Origin of the sequence: Nocardia gamkensis NBRC 108242, from assembly GCF_001612985.1 — a bacterium.
In the GTDB taxonomy this organism is placed as follows: Bacteria; Actinomycetota; Actinomycetes; order Mycobacteriales; family Mycobacteriaceae; genus Nocardia; species Nocardia gamkensis.
Genome location: NZ_BDBM01000033.1, coordinates 82063 through 96557 on the forward strand (window position 1 = coordinate 82063; position 14495 = coordinate 96557).

Annotated in this window: 18 protein-coding genes and 1 pseudogene; 4 read left to right on the top strand and 15 right to left on the bottom strand. The window is 68.9% G+C overall.

Features of this window, described 5'->3' with window-relative positions; translation table 11 throughout:
- Positions 1–36: 36 nt before the first annotated feature.
- The 7 genes from NG1_RS24640 to sigE all read right to left on the bottom strand — a co-directional run bounded on the left by NG1_RS24640 (position 37) and on the right by sigE (position 5329).
- Positions 37–372, bottom strand: a complete 336-nt coding sequence (locus NG1_RS24640; protein ID WP_062974578.1) for a hypothetical protein — start codon at positions 370–372, stop codon at positions 37–39.
- Between the two features lie 21 nt (positions 373–393).
- Positions 394–942 (bottom strand): hypothetical protein, encoded by a 549-nt coding sequence (locus tag NG1_RS24645; RefSeq protein ID WP_157114202.1) that lies wholly within the window; start codon positions 940–942, stop codon positions 394–396.
- A gap of 364 nt (positions 943–1306) precedes the next feature.
- Positions 1307–2164, bottom strand: a complete 858-nt coding sequence (locus NG1_RS24650; protein ID WP_040869495.1) for a hypothetical protein — start codon at positions 2162–2164, stop codon at positions 1307–1309.
- Between the two features lie 52 nt (positions 2165–2216).
- The gene (tatB, locus tag NG1_RS24655; RefSeq protein ID WP_040869494.1) at positions 2217–2633 is read right to left on the bottom strand and encodes a Sec-independent protein translocase protein TatB; all 417 of its coding nucleotides are present in this window, start codon (positions 2631–2633) and stop codon (positions 2217–2219) included.
- Positions 2634–2666: 33 nt separating this feature from the next.
- Positions 2667–4205, bottom strand: a complete 1539-nt coding sequence (locus NG1_RS24660) for a S1C family serine protease (protein WP_062974582.1) — start codon at positions 4203–4205, stop codon at positions 2667–2669.
- A gap of 10 nt (positions 4206–4215) precedes the next feature.
- On the bottom strand, positions 4216–4608 hold the full coding sequence (locus NG1_RS24665; protein WP_062974584.1) for a hypothetical protein: 393 nt from the start codon (positions 4606–4608) through the stop codon (positions 4216–4218).
- A gap of 61 nt (positions 4609–4669) precedes the next feature.
- Entirely contained in the window at positions 4670–5329 is a 660-nt protein-coding gene (gene sigE / locus NG1_RS24670; protein ID WP_062974586.1) for an RNA polymerase sigma factor SigE, read from the bottom strand.
- Between the two features lie 277 nt (positions 5330–5606).
- Here sigE and NG1_RS24675 point away from each other — a divergent pair, with 277 nt between their 5' ends.
- The 3 genes from NG1_RS24675 to NG1_RS24685 all read left to right on the top strand — a co-directional run bounded on the left by NG1_RS24675 (position 5607) and on the right by NG1_RS24685 (position 7015).
- Positions 5607–6239 carry an O-methyltransferase gene (locus tag NG1_RS24675; RefSeq protein ID WP_373686147.1) on the top strand — a complete coding sequence of 211 codons (633 nt, stop codon included), beginning with the start codon at positions 5607–5609 and terminating at the stop codon, positions 6237–6239.
- 75 nt (positions 6240–6314) lie between these two features.
- On the top strand, positions 6315–6548 hold the full coding sequence (locus tag NG1_RS24680) for a hypothetical protein (protein WP_157114203.1): 234 nt from the start codon (positions 6315–6317) through the stop codon (positions 6546–6548).
- A 242-nt stretch (positions 6549–6790) separates the two neighbouring features.
- Positions 6791–7015: a hypothetical protein gene (locus NG1_RS24685; RefSeq protein ID WP_157114204.1), complete on the top strand. Its 225-nt coding sequence runs from the start codon at positions 6791–6793 to the stop codon at positions 7013–7015.
- Between the two features lie 16 nt (positions 7016–7031).
- Here the strand turns inward: NG1_RS24685 and glgC are convergent, their stop codons facing one another.
- On the bottom strand, positions 7032–8246 hold the full coding sequence (gene glgC / locus NG1_RS24690) for a glucose-1-phosphate adenylyltransferase (protein ID WP_040869486.1): 1215 nt from the start codon (positions 8244–8246) through the stop codon (positions 7032–7034).
- Positions 8247–8383: 137 nt separating this feature from the next.
- On the opposite strand from glgC, the gene glgA reads away from it, so the two are divergent.
- Positions 8384–9538 (top strand): glycogen synthase, encoded by a 1155-nt coding sequence (gene glgA / locus NG1_RS24695; RefSeq protein WP_062974625.1) that lies wholly within the window; start codon positions 8384–8386, stop codon positions 9536–9538.
- Positions 9539–9547: 9 nt separating this feature from the next.
- On the opposite strand, the gene NG1_RS24700 is transcribed toward glgA, so the two are convergent.
- The 7 genes and pseudogenes from NG1_RS24700 to NG1_RS24725 all read right to left on the bottom strand — a co-directional run.
- A complete protein-coding gene (locus NG1_RS24700) occupies positions 9548–10423 on the bottom strand; it encodes a putative RNA methyltransferase (RefSeq protein ID WP_062974592.1) in 876 nt (291 codons plus the stop codon).
- Positions 10424–10591: a DUF3117 domain-containing protein gene (locus NG1_RS35890; protein WP_011211259.1), complete on the bottom strand. Its 168-nt coding sequence runs from the start codon at positions 10589–10591 to the stop codon at positions 10424–10426.
- Positions 10592–10732: 141 nt separating this feature from the next.
- Entirely contained in the window at positions 10733–11356 is a 624-nt protein-coding gene (locus NG1_RS24705; protein WP_051175508.1) for a DNA-3-methyladenine glycosylase I, read from the bottom strand.
- The gene (locus NG1_RS24710; protein WP_040869480.1) at positions 11323–11643 is read right to left on the bottom strand and encodes a DivIVA domain-containing protein; all 321 of its coding nucleotides are present in this window, start codon (positions 11641–11643) and stop codon (positions 11323–11325) included. The genes NG1_RS24705 and NG1_RS24710 overlap by 34 nt, the downstream gene beginning before the upstream one ends.
- Before the next feature lie 51 nt (positions 11644–11694).
- The gene (locus NG1_RS24715; protein WP_062974595.1) at positions 11695–12831 is read right to left on the bottom strand and encodes an Mrp/NBP35 family ATP-binding protein; all 1137 of its coding nucleotides are present in this window, start codon (positions 12829–12831) and stop codon (positions 11695–11697) included.
- Positions 12832–12850: 19 nt separating this feature from the next.
- Complete coding sequence (locus NG1_RS24720) at positions 12851–13714, bottom strand: lytic transglycosylase domain-containing protein (protein ID WP_062974597.1); 864 nt, start codon at positions 13712–13714, stop codon at positions 12851–12853.
- A 113-nt stretch (positions 13715–13827) separates the two neighbouring features.
- Positions 13828–14495, bottom strand: a pseudogene (locus NG1_RS24725) (lytic transglycosylase); the annotation flags it as partial.

The window sequence follows — 14495 nt, forward strand, 5'->3', positions numbered from 1 at the left end:
AATATCCGCCGTACCGTAAGCCTAGTTACCGGAGACCTATCCGTCGCGGCGGCGACGATGCGGTAACAGCACCTGGTCCGCGCGTGCTTCGGGTCGGTCCTCGTCCTGATCCGCGGCCGCGTTCCGGGGATCGTCGTCGGGGCGGGGTCGCTCTTGTTCCGCGCGCTCGGTGTCGGGCCGATCGGCTCGCGGTTCCTCGCCCGCCGGGCCGTCCGCTTCGTGCGAGGTGGCCGACTCGTTCGCCAGCCGGGCTTGAAGGTCGGCGACGGTCACGTGAGCCTTCGCCCCCGCGGGCCGCAACAGGACACTGAGGATCAGGCCGAGCAGGCCCACCGCCAGGACGGCGCCGCCGATCAGCAGTAACGGATTCACGATTCCTCCTTGCCGGACACCTCAGGCGTCCGTTTCGCGGAGCTGTAGCTGGGACGGGACGGCGCCGGTCTCGAAGTACGCCGTGAAGATCTCGGCCGCCTGCTCGGCGGTGAACACCTCGTCCGGATAGACCCGCGGCGTGGGCACGCAGGCCGGGACGGGAACGTCCACCCGGGGCAGTCCGTGCCGCTGACCGGGTAAGCCCACGGTGAAGCGATGCGGCATGCCCTCGACGGTGGTGCGCACCTCGAGGGTGAGAGCGTCCGCCGAGCCGGTGCATTGCAGGTACTCCCGCCCGGGAGCGGAACTGATCGCCGGGTCGATGTCCGCGGGCCGCATCGGCTCGGCGAGCCGGGTCATGTTCACCGAGTAGCGGTGGAAGCCGTCCAGCCTGTCCAGCGGGCGCAGAAAGCTGTCGATGGGCTCATCCGGGCGGAGGAAGACTCGCAACCGGTCGCTGTAGGTCACCCGGTGGGTGGTCACCGCCGGATCGCCCGTCCGGGCGGGGGCCGCGGCGCCGTGCCGCGGGCGCCGCAGCACGGAGAGGAGGGACACGGAACTCGCAGACATCGACTTTCGATCACGCATCAGAGTTCACCTATCACATGCGGTTATCGTCCAGCTATTCAATCATCTCTGTATGAACGCGCTCGGACGAGGGTTGGTGACCTGTGCCACACGAGAGAATTGTGGCTGGCGTGATGCTCCTGAGTCGTTACGACCAGGTGATCGGTGGAATGGTTCGCGGCATGTGGGAGCGTCCACTCGATGTCCACCGTCCGGATTCCCGGCAGGGGATGCGCTCAACTACGATGTCCACATATTTGCTGAATGTCGTTGGGCGCGTGGAGCCGACGTGCGGGTGATCACCACCGCCGGTAGGGGCGGGTCCGACGCCGTTCTCCGGCAACGGAGGTCGAGCGAGGTATGTGAGTCAGCGGCGCACACCCGTTGCGGGCGACCTGTTTTCGGGGTCGTGGCGGTAGACCGGAGTGAGCAGGTCGGCTTCCAGGGGTTCACCCGTGGCACGGTCGAAGCGACAGGCGATCAGCACCGAGAACAGGTGATTGCTCGCTCGTTCGTGCAGCGTGGCCAGCCGGGTGGCGAGCAACCGGATGGCGCCGAGCGAGCCGGGGGGATGCATGCCGTCGATCATCAATACACTGCCCCGCCCGTCGGGCCGGGGAAGCCTGCCCAGGTAGGCGATGTCGTGCGGTTCCGGTCCGCCCGGCCGGTACACCCGCCGAGCCGCCCGGTCCTCGATTCCCCGGCGCGCGTCCCCCACTCTCGCCACCGCGCGGCGCAAGCGCGGATCGGCGGCCACCAACTGGCGCAGGCTCGGGGACAGTTCCGGACCGCCCAACACGATCAGGCCGTCACGCCGCAGGTCGATCGGGCGGCCCGGTAGGAAATGCTCGACCGCTACGCTGAAGCCGAGTTCGCGCAGGAGCTCGGCCAATCGCTGCGGTGCGGCGGGATCGGGCGCGCCGATCACGCGCCCGGCGCGCACCTCGGGGACGAGCACGGTGAGCGAACCGTGCCCGAAGAACAGTCCTTCCGGCGCGGGGCCCTGGGTACTCACCTGGTGGATGCGGGCCCGGGAAAGGCCCGCCGCCGCACCGATTCTGGCGAAGGTCCAGCCTTCGGCATGGAGCTCCCGGATCACGGCACGCCGAATCCTGGTCAGTTCGTTGATGGTCTGCTGGGCTGCCGCCACCCCGTCGGTGGCCGCTTTCAGTCGCTCGACCTTGTCCTCGATCGCGAACACGCGCGCCACGTCATCGGCCGACATGTGCGAAGTCTAGACAGCTGAACAGCGCTATGCGTCTAGTCTGCTTGACGAATCAGGTGGCGTCGGTGTCGATCGGCGGACGTTCGTTGCGCTCCAACGGCTTAGCCAACTTGGGCATCGGGTAGTCCGGCATCCCGCTGTTCGTGCTGTACAGGTCCTTCGGATCGGGCAGCGCGCTGTCGAAATCCTTGAACAGCGAATCGTCGCCGTTGAGAAGGTGTTTGGTCACCATCGCTCGCGGAGTCATACCGCGCAGTTCGTTCAGGTCGGCCAGCGGCTTGCGTAAATCGTCGAACTCCGGCCCGAGTTCCTGTCGCAACTGGGACGTGGCGCCGCTCGCGTAATCGCGCACCTGCCGCAGGCTGCGCGTGGTCCAGCGCACGGCACCGGGCAAGCGCTCCGGGCCGAGGATGACGAGGGCGGCGACGAGCAGGATGACCATCTCGCTCCAGCCGATGTTGCTGAACACGTAACCAGGCTACCCGGCGATCCGGCCGCCGGGTCAGTCGGATTCCAGCGTCACCGGCACGTCCACCTGCCTGCCATCGCGGATCAACTGCACGTTCACCGTTTCGCCGATCTTGCGCGACTGCACCGCGACGACCAGTTCGTCCGGACCGGTGACCTCTCGATCGCCGACCTTCACGATCACGTCACCCTCCACGATCCCGGCCTTCGCCGCGGGACCGCCCGCCACGACGTCCGCCACCGCCGCACCGCTCATGACCTCGTTGGCCACCTGCTTGGTGCGTGCGCTCAGGCCGATCGTCGGGTGGTGCACGACGCCGTCACGGATCAAGGTCTGGGCGACCTCGATCACCTTGTCCACCGGGATCGCGAAGCCGAGGCCGACCGAGCCGCCGGTCTCGCTGCGGATGGCGGTGTTGATGCCGATCACCCGGCCGTCCATGTCCACCAGCGCGCCGCCGGAGTTACCCGGGTTGATCGACGCGTCGGTCTGCACGGCGTCGATCACGGCCTTCGTGTCGCTGCCCTCGCCCTCCAGCTTCACCGGGCGGTGCAGGGCGCTGACGATGCCGGAGGTCACCGTCTTACTCAGGCCCAGCGGCGAACCGATGGCCAGCACATCGTCACCGACCTGGACGTTGCCGGATTTGCCGAGCTGGGCGACGGTGAGATTCTTCACATCGACCTTCAGCACGGCCAGGTCGGTCTTCGGGTCGCGGCCGACGATCTGGGCGGGCACCCTGGTGCCGTCGGAGAACTGCACCTGTATCGCGGACCGGTTGGACTTGTCCTGCGCGGCCATCGAGACGACGTGGTTGTTGGTGACCACATAGCCGCCGCCGTCGATCACCACGCCGGAGCCGGTGGCGCCGTTGTCGCCGACCGTCACCCGGATGGAGACGACCGAGGGCAGCACGGCGTTGGCGACCTGGGCGATCATGCCGTGCGGGCGGGTGCCGTCACCGGTCTGTTCGAGGGTCACCTTCCGCGACGTGAGCGTCGAGGCGGTTTCCGCGGTCAGCCGTCCGACCAGCCCACCGACCAGGCCGATGACGACCGCGACGAGCGCGAGCAGGGCCAGCGCCTTGGGCGCGACCCGGGAACCGAACAGCACTTCGCGGGCGCTGAGCTTCTCGGCCTGCGGCAGCGTCTGCGGCTTGGGAGTGGGCACCGCGGGGGCGCCCAGGCGTGCCACCGCTTCGGGATCACGCCACGGATCGGCCGGTCCGGCCACGGCCGACGGGCCGTCGGCGGCGTCGGGATCGCGCTGCAGGATCTCGGTGGAGCCTTCCGGGCGCCCGAAGGCCTCGGCCAGCACCGCGTCGGGCGGACGGTTCTGCAGTTCGGGACCGGTTTGCGGCGCCGAACCCGCCTTGCGCAGCGGCAGGGGCTCGGCGAACGAACCGGATAGGCCGGACGGCCTGCGGAAGGCACGTGCGGTATGCGTGTCGACATGGGGCCGGTAGACCGGGCGCGGACCGAGAACGGGTGCGTCCGGCGGACGGAGATTCCCGCGGTCGGCCGCCGAATCCGAGGTGTCGGCCGATCCGGAATTCGTCGATTCGGTGGTCACTCGGGAAACTCTACTTGCGCCACCACGTAGTCCACCGGGTCGCGGTGAACGAATCGGTCAGAAAGCCGAAAACCGCCTCGTTACGCCCGGACTGGCCGGAAGCCGACGAGGGCGCCCGGCCGCTGGACGCGCCGCCCGGCAGCTCCGCGAGCGGAATCCTGGTCAAGCTGTCGTGCAGGCCGGTCGGAATCGCGACCTGGCCCGCGTGCCGCAACGCGATGCGCGCCTGCTGCTGGGCATCGACCTCCGCCGCGCACTCCGGACACAGCGACAGGTGTTGAGCGGCACGCAGGTAGGCGTTCATCCGTAGCTCCCCGTCCACGTACGCCGCGACCGCCTCACTCGCCAGATGCTCGGTGGGGCGGAAACGGGGCGGACCGGACGTGCTGGAGTCGCCACTCATTCGGTGCTCACCCTTTCAACCGACATCGACCGAGGTTCGGGCGATGCCGGCGTCCGACGAATCACCCTAAGTTCGCTTCAGCGGCGAACCGCTGCTCACTTCCATTATGCGCAAGGTAGTCGCGCAGGGCTTGACGTCCACGATGGATCCGACTGCGCACAGTGCCCAGTTTCACGCCGAGCGTAGCGCCGATCTCCTCGTAGGACAGCCCCTCGATGTCACACAGCACCACGGCCGCGCGGAACTCCGGCGCGAGCGAATCCAGGGCCGATTGCAGGTCGGGATCCAGCCGGGCGTCGTGATACGCCTGCTCCGGCCCCGGGCCCTCGGCCGGCACCCGGTCGTAGTCCTCGGGCAGCGCTTCCATCCTGATCCGGTTGCGGCGGCGCACCATGTCCAGGAACAGGTTGGTGGTGATGCGGTGTAGCCACCCCTCGAAGGTGCCCGGCTGGTAGTTCGACAACGAACGGAACACCCGGATGAACGTCTCCTGTGTGAGGTCCTCCGCGTCCTGTGCGTCGCCGGAGAGGCGATAGGCCAACCGGTAGACCCGGTCGGCGTGCTCCCGGACCAGTTCGTCCCACGTCGGCATCGCCGAACGGTCACCGGTGGCATCGAAGGCAGCAGTCCCGCTCAGCTCGACCGCGTCCTCGACGGAGTCGGCTTCGACGGGCAGGATCTGCTCGGGCAGGGTGGCGTATTCGCGCGCCGCATCGACCATGTGGATGGGGCTACCTCCTACTAGGGACCGCAAACGTGGGGACTCGCTCCGGCCCGGGTCTTCGGACCGTCACGTACGGATACAACAGACAACCGGTATGTCGTTGTTCCCGCGTCCCGTGTTAATACACGGTCGGTTGCTCATACTCTTTCTGGTCCTGATATGGCCGGGATATGGAGATCCTGAGGGTCGCCTGAGAAAACCGGCGGCGGAAATGGCGGGCGGCGCGTGTTGTCCGGAACGCCGAGATCACCCGCCCGGCGTTAGCCTCATACCCGTGGCATCGAATCTGGAGCGGAATCTCGCCTACGTGGAGGAATCCGTCGTAGAGGACGAAATCCTCATCAGCGCGCGCGAACGGGCCACCGAACTCGGCGCTGTCCCCGTGCCGCCCTCGGTGGGGGCGCTGCTGAGCATGTACGCGCAGCTGCTCGGCGCGCGCGCGGTGGTCGAGGTCGGTACCGGCGCGGGCATCAGCGGATTGTGGCTGCTCGACGGCATGCGCGAGGACGGCACGCTGACCACCATCGATTCGGAGCCGGAACATCAGCGCGCGGCCAAGGAGGCGTTCCGCGCCGCCGACATCCCCCCGGCGCGCACCCGGCTGATCAACGGACGGGCGCTGGATGTGCTGCCCCGGCTGGCCGACGGCGCCTACGACCTGGTCTTCATCGACGCGGCGCCGCTCGAGCACCCGGAGTACGTCGCCCAAGCGGTGCGTCTGCTGCGCCAGGGCGGCGCCATTCTGCTGCACAACGCGCTGCTGGGCGGCCGCGTACCCGATCCCGCGCAACGGGATCCGGCCACTCAGGCGGTGCGCGCCGCCACCCGCGCCATCGCGGAGAACCCGGAACTCACCTGTGTACTGATTCCGGTCGGAGACGGATTGCTCTGTGCCTCACGGGGTTAGTGATTCGCGCGCGGTCTGATTCCTTCCCGGAATCCGGGGTATGCGCTGAGAAAGAACCCAGTGAGGAAAACAGTTATGCGTGAACTAACTCCCATCGAAGTAGCGGTCATGGGGGATGTCGTGACCGAACGGCGAACGAGTTGGCTACGGCCGACTCTGTTGGCCCTGCTGTTGGTGATTCTGGGAGCCGTGCTCGTGATGGTGGTGGTGAGCAACACCGATTTCGACACCGGCCCCGAGAAAACCACTCCGCCCCCTGGACCCTGCGAGCCGTTCTGCACCCAGAACGTCGCCCCGCCCGCACAGTAATATCTCCGTCGACGGCCGCTCTCGCTCCGGCCGAATAGGCTTGCCGCCGAAGTTTTTCCGGAATTTCAGGCCAGCGCGCCCTCTTCTCCTCGCGAACGCACAACCCACAGGTGATCGGCGGAGTTCGCGAAAAATCGACCGCATTGCCACGATTCGGCTCGAGCCGCAGCGCGACGCCGATGGCCGACCGATACTGGTGGAGGTCAGGTTCCTAACGGATCCGGAAGAGGTGCGACGTGGTGATGATGATGTTCCTTTGGGACGAAGACGAGCGTCGTCCCAAATCCATCCATTGGGGCCGGACCATGATCGCTTTCGGCGCGGTGCTTTTGTTCGCCGTGACGATGGTCTATTTGGTGTGCACCGCCGATTTCGGTGACGCCTCGAAATCGACCGTGCCGCGCACACCGGGGCCGTGCGCGCCGTTCTGTCTCGGCCCGCAGGCGCCCGAGCCGGGTGGACCCTAGTAACCGCTCGCTGCGGCTACACCCACACGCCTTTGCCGACCGTGACGACCCCGCCGTTGCTCACGGCGAAACGGCTGCGATCGCGCGCCAGGTCCACTCCGATGATCTCGCCTTCGCCGACGACCACGTTCTTGTCCAGAATGGCGTGCCGCACCACCGCACCGCGTCCGATCCGCACACCGGGCATGAGCACACACCCTTCGACGGTGGCGCCGTCGTCGACCATGACATTGGCGCTGAGCACGGAGTTGCGCACGGTGGCGGCGGACAGGATGCTGCCCGCGCCCACGATGCATTCCTGCGCCAGCCCGCCCTGGGCGAACTTGGCCGGCGGCAGGTTCTCGGCCGCCCCGCGGATGGGCCAGTGGCGGTTGTAGAGGTTGAACACCGGGTGCACCGACACCAGGTCCATGTGCGCGTCGTAGAACGCGTCGATGGTGCCGACATCGCGCCAGTAGCCGCGGTCACGGTCGGTGGCGCCGGGCACGTCGTTGTCGGCGAAGTCGTAGACGCTCGCCTGTCCGGCCGCGACGAGGGCCGGAATGATGTCGCCGCCCATGTCGTGGTCGGAGTCGGCGTTGTCCGCGTCCGCCCGGATCGAGTCGACCAGCACCTTGGTGGTGAAGACGTAGTTGCCCATGGACGCGAACGTGACGTTCGGATCGTCCGGGGTGCCGGGCGGATGCGCGGGTTTCTCCAGGAACTGCGTGATGCGGCCGGCCTCGTCACTGTCGATGCAGCCGAACGCGCTCGCCTCGCTGCGCGGCACCCGGATACCCGCCACGGTCACGCCGGCGCCGGAATCGATGTGGTGGCGCACCATCTGCTCCGGATCCATCCGGTAGACGTGATCGGCGCCGAAAACCGCGATGTATTCCGGGTCCTCGTCGTAGATCAGGTTCAGCGATTGCAGGATCGCGTCCGCGCTGCCGGTGTACCAGCGTGGTCCCAGCCGCTGCTGCGCGGGCACCGGTGTGATGTATTCGCCCGCGAAACCGGACAGCCGCCAGGTCTGCGAGATGTGCCGGTCGAGCGAGTGCGACTTGTACTGGGTGAGTACGCACAGCCGCAGGAAACCCGCGTTGACCAGGTTGCTGAGGACGAAGTCGATGAGGCGGTAGGCACCGCCGAACGGGACGGCTGGCTTGGCGCGGTCGGCCGTGAGTGGAAAGAGTCGCTTGCCCTCGCCACCGGCGAGCACGATCCCGAGTACGTGCGGCTGGCTCCTCACACCTGCCAAACTACCGGGTGGAACGCCCGTGAGTGGCCGCCGCGGACCCGAACGTCTACTTTGGATCGGTGAGTTTCGGCACGGATGGCGGGCGTTCGGCGGTGGATTCCGACGAGCGGGACCGGCTTCGCGTCGCGATGCTGACCCGCGAATATCCACCCGAGGTGTACGGCGGGGCGGGGGTGCACGTCACCCAGCTGACGGCGCATTTGCGTCACCTGTGCGAGGTGACCGTGCACTGTATGGGCGTCGAGCGCCCCGATGTCGTGGTCCATCAACCGGATCCGGCGCTCCACGCGGCCAACGCCGCGCTGCGGATGATGTCCGCCCAGCTACGGATGGCCGACGCCGTGGGCGAGGTGGACGTGGTGCACTCGCACACCTGGTACAGCGGCTTGGCCGGGCATCTGGCCGCGACCCTCTACGGCATCCCGCACGTGCTGACCGCGCATTCGCTGGAGCCGCGCAGGCCGTGGAAGGCCGAGCAGCTCGGCGGCGGCTACCGGCTGTCCTCCTGGTCGGAGCGCAACGCCGTCGAGCACGCCGACGCCGTCATCGCGGTGAGCGAGGGCATGCGCCGCGACGTGCTCGACGCCTACCCCGCCGTCGACCCGGCCCGGGTGCATGTGGTGCACAACGGCATCGACGGGACCGTCTGGCATCCCGGTCCGGCGACCGGTGACGAGCCGTCGGTGCTCGCCGAACTCGGCGTGCGTGCCGACCTTCCCATCGTCGCCTTCGTCGGCCGCATCACGCGCCAGAAGGGTGTCGGCCACCTGCTGGCCGCCGCCCGCGACTTCGATCCCGACATCCAGCTCGTGCTGTGCGCGGGCGCGCCGGACACGCCCGAGCTGGCGCAGGAGGTCACCGCGGCGGTGCACGAGCTGCGGCAGCGCCGCGGCAACGTGTTCTGGGTTCGCGAGATGTTGCCGACCGAGCAGATCCGGCAGATTCTCGCCGCCGCGTCGCTGTTCGTGTGCCCGTCGGTGTACGAGCCGCTCGGCATCGTCAACCTGGAGGCGATGGCCTGCGCGACCGCGGTGGTCGCCTCGGACGTCGGCGGCATCCCCGAGGTGGTCGACAGCCGCAACGGGCGGCTGGTGCACTACGACGCGGGTGCGGCCGGGGACTACGAACACGGGCTCGCCGCCGCCGTGAACGAGGTGGCCGGCGATCGAGAGCTGGCCGTCCGCCTCGGGGCCGCCGGGCGGGAGCGGGCGATCTCCGAATTCGACTGGTCGCGCATCGCGGCGCGCACGGTGGCGGTGTACGACGAGATCAGGAAGGGCTGAGCCGGGCGATCAGGCCGCCGGGCGGTAGGTGCCCACGACGACCGAAGCGGTCACCTCGACGGACTCCGGCAGCCGCGCCGGGTCCGCCGCTGCGACGGCGGCGTGGTGCGCGGAGGGACCCATCCCCACCACGTGCGCGACATCGGCTCTGGCGAGCGTCATCGGGTACTCCACCAGCGTCCGGTCGACCGGTTCGAAATGTCCCGCCATTGCGGCGTCGAGCCTGCGGTCCTTGTCGGGGTCGACCCGGACCATGTCCAGTGGCTCGATCAGCTCGCGAAGATGACGTTCGGTGGGTGTGGCGACGACGAAGCGGCCGTCCTCGGCGAGCACCCGGGCGATCTCGCCGGGATTGCGCGGGGCGAAGACGGAGAGTACGCAGGCCAGCGCACCGTCGCGGATCGGCAACCCGCGCCAGGCGTCGGCCAGCACCGCCGCGGCGCGTGGGTGGGCGCGGGCGCAGCGCCGGACGGCGGGTTTGGCCACGTCCAGTCCGATGCCGACGGCCGGGGGAGCGGCGTCGAGCGCCCGGGCGAGGTAGTAGCCGGTGCCCGCGCCGATCTCCAGTACCGGGCCGTTTGTCCGGCGCGTCGTGACGGCGTGCGTCACCGCGTCGGCGATCGGCGCGAAGTGCCCTCCGCTCTGGAAAGCGGCACGAGCGTCGAGCATGGCCGCGGTGTCCCCGGTCATCTTGGTCGACGCACCGGTCAGCAAACTGACGTAGCCCTGTTTGGCGACGTCGAAGCTGTGGCCGCGACCGCAGCGCAGTGCTCGATCCCGCGGTTCGAGCCCGAGCGGCGCGGCGTCCTGGTGCGCCCGAATGCATTCCGGGCAGGCCAGGACGCCGGCCGCGTCGGCGAGGGCCGAGTGCTCAGCCGGGCCCACTCAGCTCGTGACGCTCTTCAGTTCGTCACCGAGCGCCGCTGCCTCGTCCGGCGTGAGTTCGACGACCAGACGCCCGCCACCCTCGAGTGGAACCCGCATAACGATTCCACGCCCTTCTTTGGTTGCCTCGAGGGGACCGTCCCCGGTGCGGGGCTTCATGGCCGCCATCCTCTGCTCCCTCCAGATCTGCGCGGTCTGCTGCGCACTTTCTTGGAACTCCAGTTGTCACCAACCAGTGAGCTCGCCGGCGTTTGGCGAGCTACACCCGTCCCATTCTTCCCTATCGCGGATGTGGACGGATAGCTGAGTTCAAAAAGTGACCGGTCGGCCCGTGCCGGGCCGGTCGTTGCCCACCCAGCAATCGGCCAGGTGGTCATCCACCATCCCGGTCGCCTGCATCAGGGCGTACGCCGTGGTCGGTCCGACGAACCGGAATCCGCGCCGTTTCAATTCTTTTGCCAGCGCGATGGATTCGGGTGTGGTCGCGGGCACGTCGGCGCCGCGGCGCGGGCGAGGGCGCGGCGGTGGGGCGAACGACCAGAGCAACTCGTCCAGGCCGATGTCGAGGTCGCGGGCAACCCGGGCGTTGGCGATGGCCGCGTCGATCTTGCTGCGGTTGCGGACGATGCCCGCGTCGGCCATCAGCCGGGCGACGTCGTCGTCGCCGAACTCCGCGACGCGCTCGATGGCGAACCCGGCGAACGCCGCACGAAAGGCCGGGCGTTTGCGCAGGATGGTCAGCCAGGACAAGCCGGATTGAAACGCCTCCAGGCAGAGCCGCTCGAACAAGGCGTCGTCGCCGTGCAGAGGCTTGCCCCACTCGTGGTCGTGATAGTCCCGATAGAGCTGGGACTCCAGCGGCCAGGCACAGCGAACCAGCCCGTCGTCGGCCAGGGCGCTCACTTCGACTCCGGCGCGATCGGCGTCTGCCACCGCGCGGCCTGTGCTTCGGCCAGCTGGTGCTGGAGCTCATCGATCCGCGCGGCCAGCCGGGTCAGCGCCCAATCCACCTCGCCGGCTTTGTAGCCGCGCACCACCTGCTGGAAGCGCAACGCGCGCACGTCCGCCCCGGTGATCCCTTCCACCGGCAGCACGGTGGCCGTCGTCCCCTCCGGCAGCGGCCCCAGCTCCTCCGACCGCCCGAACACCGCACTGGCCAGTAAGAACAGCACCGCGGCGACCAAGCCGACGATCAGTACGTACAACAGCATGGTGAGCATGAGGTGAGCTTATTAGGGCACACCGACAGGCGGTCTCGCGCGTCGTGCTCGCTACAGATGCCGGGTGGTGTCGATGCCAAGGGACATGCCCGCGAGGCCGCGGCGGCGGACGGCGAGCTTGTCCGCCACCTCCAGCAGAGCCTTGGCGGCGGGGTTCTCCGGATCGCGCAGCACGATCGGGGTGCCCTCGTCGCCCGCTTCCCGCAGCGCCTGTTCGATGGGGATCTGACCGAGCAGCGGCACGGTCGCACCCACCGCGCGGGTGAGCCGGTCGGCGACGGCCTGGCCGCCGCCGGAGCCGTACAGGTCCATCCGGGTGCCGTCCGGCAGGTCGAGCCAGGACATGTTCTCCACCACGCCAGCGATGCGCTGGCGTGTTTGCAGCGCGATCGCGCCCGCCCGCTCGGCCACCTCGGCGGCGGCCGGCTGCGGGGTGGTGACGACCAGGATCTCGGCACCCGGGATCAGCTGCGCGATGGAGATGGCGACGTCGCCCGTGCCGGGCGGCAGGTCGAGCAGCAGGATGTCGAGGTCACCCCAGAACACGTCGGCGAGGAACTGCTGCAACGCCCGGTGCAGCATCGGGCCGCGCCACACCACGGGCGTGTTGCCCTGCGTGAACTGGGCGATCGAGATCATTTTCACGTCGTGCGCGACCGGCGGCATGATCATCCGCTCGACCTGGGTGGGCCTGGCATCGGTGCCGAGCATGCGCGGGACGGAATGACCGTAGATGTCCGCGTCCAGCACGCCGACCGACAGACCGCGCGCGGCCATGGCGGCGGCCAGGTTCACCGTGACGCTGGACTTACCGACGCCGCCCTTCCCGGAGGCGACCGCGTAGACGCGGGTCATCGAGCCGGGCTGGGCGAACGGGATGACCGGATCGGCCGAGTCGCCGCGCAACTGCTTGCGCAGTGCGGTGCGCTGCTCGTCGTCCATCACGTCGAGCTCGACGGAGATGGCGCCCACACCGGGCACGTCGGCGATGGCCTTGGTGACCCGCTGCTGGATCTCCGTCCGCAGGGGGCAGCCCGCCGTCGTCAGGTAGATCTCCACGTGGACATCGCTGCCGGCGCCGATGACGACGCTTTTCACCATGCCCAGTTCGGTGATCGGCTTGCGGATCTCCGGGTCGTCGACCTTTGCGAGGGCACCCCGCACGTCCGATTCCGTAACTACTGGCATGGCAGGAATTTTAGGCGTGTCAAATTTTCGGCAGATCCGCGGGCCGGGGTGCGACCCCCGAGCTGTAGGAGGTCTCCCAGGCCATGACGTTCGCCACATAGGCCATGGAGTGGTTGTAGCGCAGGATCGCTTTGGACTGTTGTGCCAGGTCACGCATGTTCAGGCCGCCTTCGCACAGGTACTTCCCGGCGGTCAGGGCGGCGTCGAACAGATTCTGCGGATCGGCGATGCCGTCGCCGTTGCCGTCGCCCGCGTAACGCTTCCAGGTGTCGGGCAGGAACTGCATCGGACCGATCGCGCGGTCGTAGCCGTCCAGGCCGTCCAGCGCGCCGTTGTCGGAGTCGCGAACGACGTGGTTGCCGGTGAGCGAGCCGTCCAGCACGGGGCCGTAGACGGGGCTGAGCGGGTTGCCGTCGGCATCGGCCTTGCCGCCGAAGGCGTGGGTGGACTCGACCCGGCCGATGCCGGCCAGCAGCGACCACGGCATGCCGCACACGGGGTTCTCGGCGGCCAGCACTCGTTCCGCGTTCTGATAGGCCGCGACGGCCACGCCGGGGACGCCCAGCGGCCCGGCGGGCATCGCGGCGGGTTGCCGCCCACTGGGCAGCGCAACGGTTTTCACCACGGGTGTCGCGGTGGGCGCGGCCTTGGCCATTGCGTGCGCGAGGAATTCGGTGCCTGCGACGGGCTCGACGGCCGACTGCGGCCGGGCGCCCTGCACGTCCTGATCATCCGGCGTCTGAACCGAGGCCGCCAGCGGGACGGCGTCGCCGACCTCGGAGGCGGCGGTGACGGAGACGAGCCCAGCGGGAACCAATCCGGTCAACGCGATGACGGAACCGCGTCTGACGGTGGCAGGCGGTTGTTTTCGATGACGCCCCACGGTGTGGTGACCCTCCCATGACTCGCTGTGAGCCCTTTGTTACGGACCGAGGGAGAGGCTACCGCATCCGAGATCTTTTTGTTACTGCTTCGTGATCTGATACGGAGTTTGAATCACTGCTGTGGCGCGACCGGTGGCGCGGGCAGGGGGATGACGATGCCGAACGGCAGGGTGATTCCCGGCGGCGGCGTAGGTGCGGCTTCGGCGCTGGGCGCCGGTTCGGCTTCCGGCGCCGAGGCGGGCGGGGTGGTGGTAGCGGGTTCGGTGTCGCCGCGCGGCGCGTTGTCGGGGACGGGCAGGTCACCGGGGATCGGCGCGGATTCGGTGGTGGCCAGCGTGGTATCGGGCTGAACGCATCCGGCGGCTGCCCGGTCCGGGGCGCCGGGCTGCCCGAGGGCTCCGGCGTCGGCGGGCATGCCCGTCACGGCGGGATCGGCCGGGCCCGCGGGGGCGGCGGGGTCGCGGGGTGCGGCCGCCGCGCCGCCGTAGGGCTGCTGCGGTGCGAGCGGTACGCGTGCGGTCCCGGGTAGGTCCGGGAACGGCATCGGGGCGGGCACCGATTGCCCCGCACACGGATTCACCGGCGCCGGCGGCGGGCAGAAGATCCCGCAGGGAATGGGCGGCAGACCCGGGATCGTGATCATCACCTGGGTCGGCTGCTGTCGCGGCCGCGGGGCGGGAGCCTGGCCCGCCGCCCGGGCCTGTTCGCCCGGATCGGTGGTCGGGGTGGTCGTGCGCACCGCGGACATCTCCGAACCCGGCGACAATGCGCCCGGCGGCA

Excerpts from the sequence above, each read along its gene's own strand:
- NG1_RS24645 (WP_157114202.1), bottom strand. The coding sequence starts at position 942 with ATGTCTGCGAGTTCCGTGTCCCTCCTCTCCGTGCTGCGGCGCCCGCGG.
- NG1_RS24650 (WP_040869495.1), bottom strand. The coding sequence starts at position 2,164 with ATGTCGGCCGATGACGTGGCGCGCGTGTTCGCGATCGAGGACAAGGTC.
- NG1_RS24665 (WP_062974584.1), bottom strand. The coding sequence starts at position 4,608 with ATGAGTGGCGACTCCAGCACGTCCGGTCCGCCCCGTTTCCGCCCCACC.
- sigE (WP_062974586.1), bottom strand. The coding sequence starts at position 5,329 with ATGGTCGATGCGGCGCGCGAATACGCCACCCTGCCCGAGCAGATCCTG.
- NG1_RS24680 (WP_157114203.1), top strand. The coding sequence starts at position 6,315 with ATGCGTGAACTAACTCCCATCGAAGTAGCGGTCATGGGGGATGTCGTG.
- NG1_RS24685 (WP_157114204.1), top strand. The coding sequence starts at position 6,791 with ATGATGATGTTCCTTTGGGACGAAGACGAGCGTCGTCCCAAATCCATC.
- glgA (WP_062974625.1), top strand. The coding sequence starts at position 8,384 with ATGCTGACCCGCGAATATCCACCCGAGGTGTACGGCGGGGCGGGGGTG.
- NG1_RS35890 (WP_011211259.1), bottom strand. The coding sequence starts at position 10,591 with ATGGCGGCCATGAAGCCCCGCACCGGGGACGGTCCCCTCGAGGCAACC.
- NG1_RS24710 (WP_040869480.1), bottom strand. The coding sequence starts at position 11,643 with ATGCTCACCATGCTGTTGTACGTACTGATCGTCGGCTTGGTCGCCGCG.
- NG1_RS24715 (WP_062974595.1), bottom strand. The coding sequence starts at position 12,831 with ATGCCAGTAGTTACGGAATCGGACGTGCGGGGTGCCCTCGCAAAGGTC.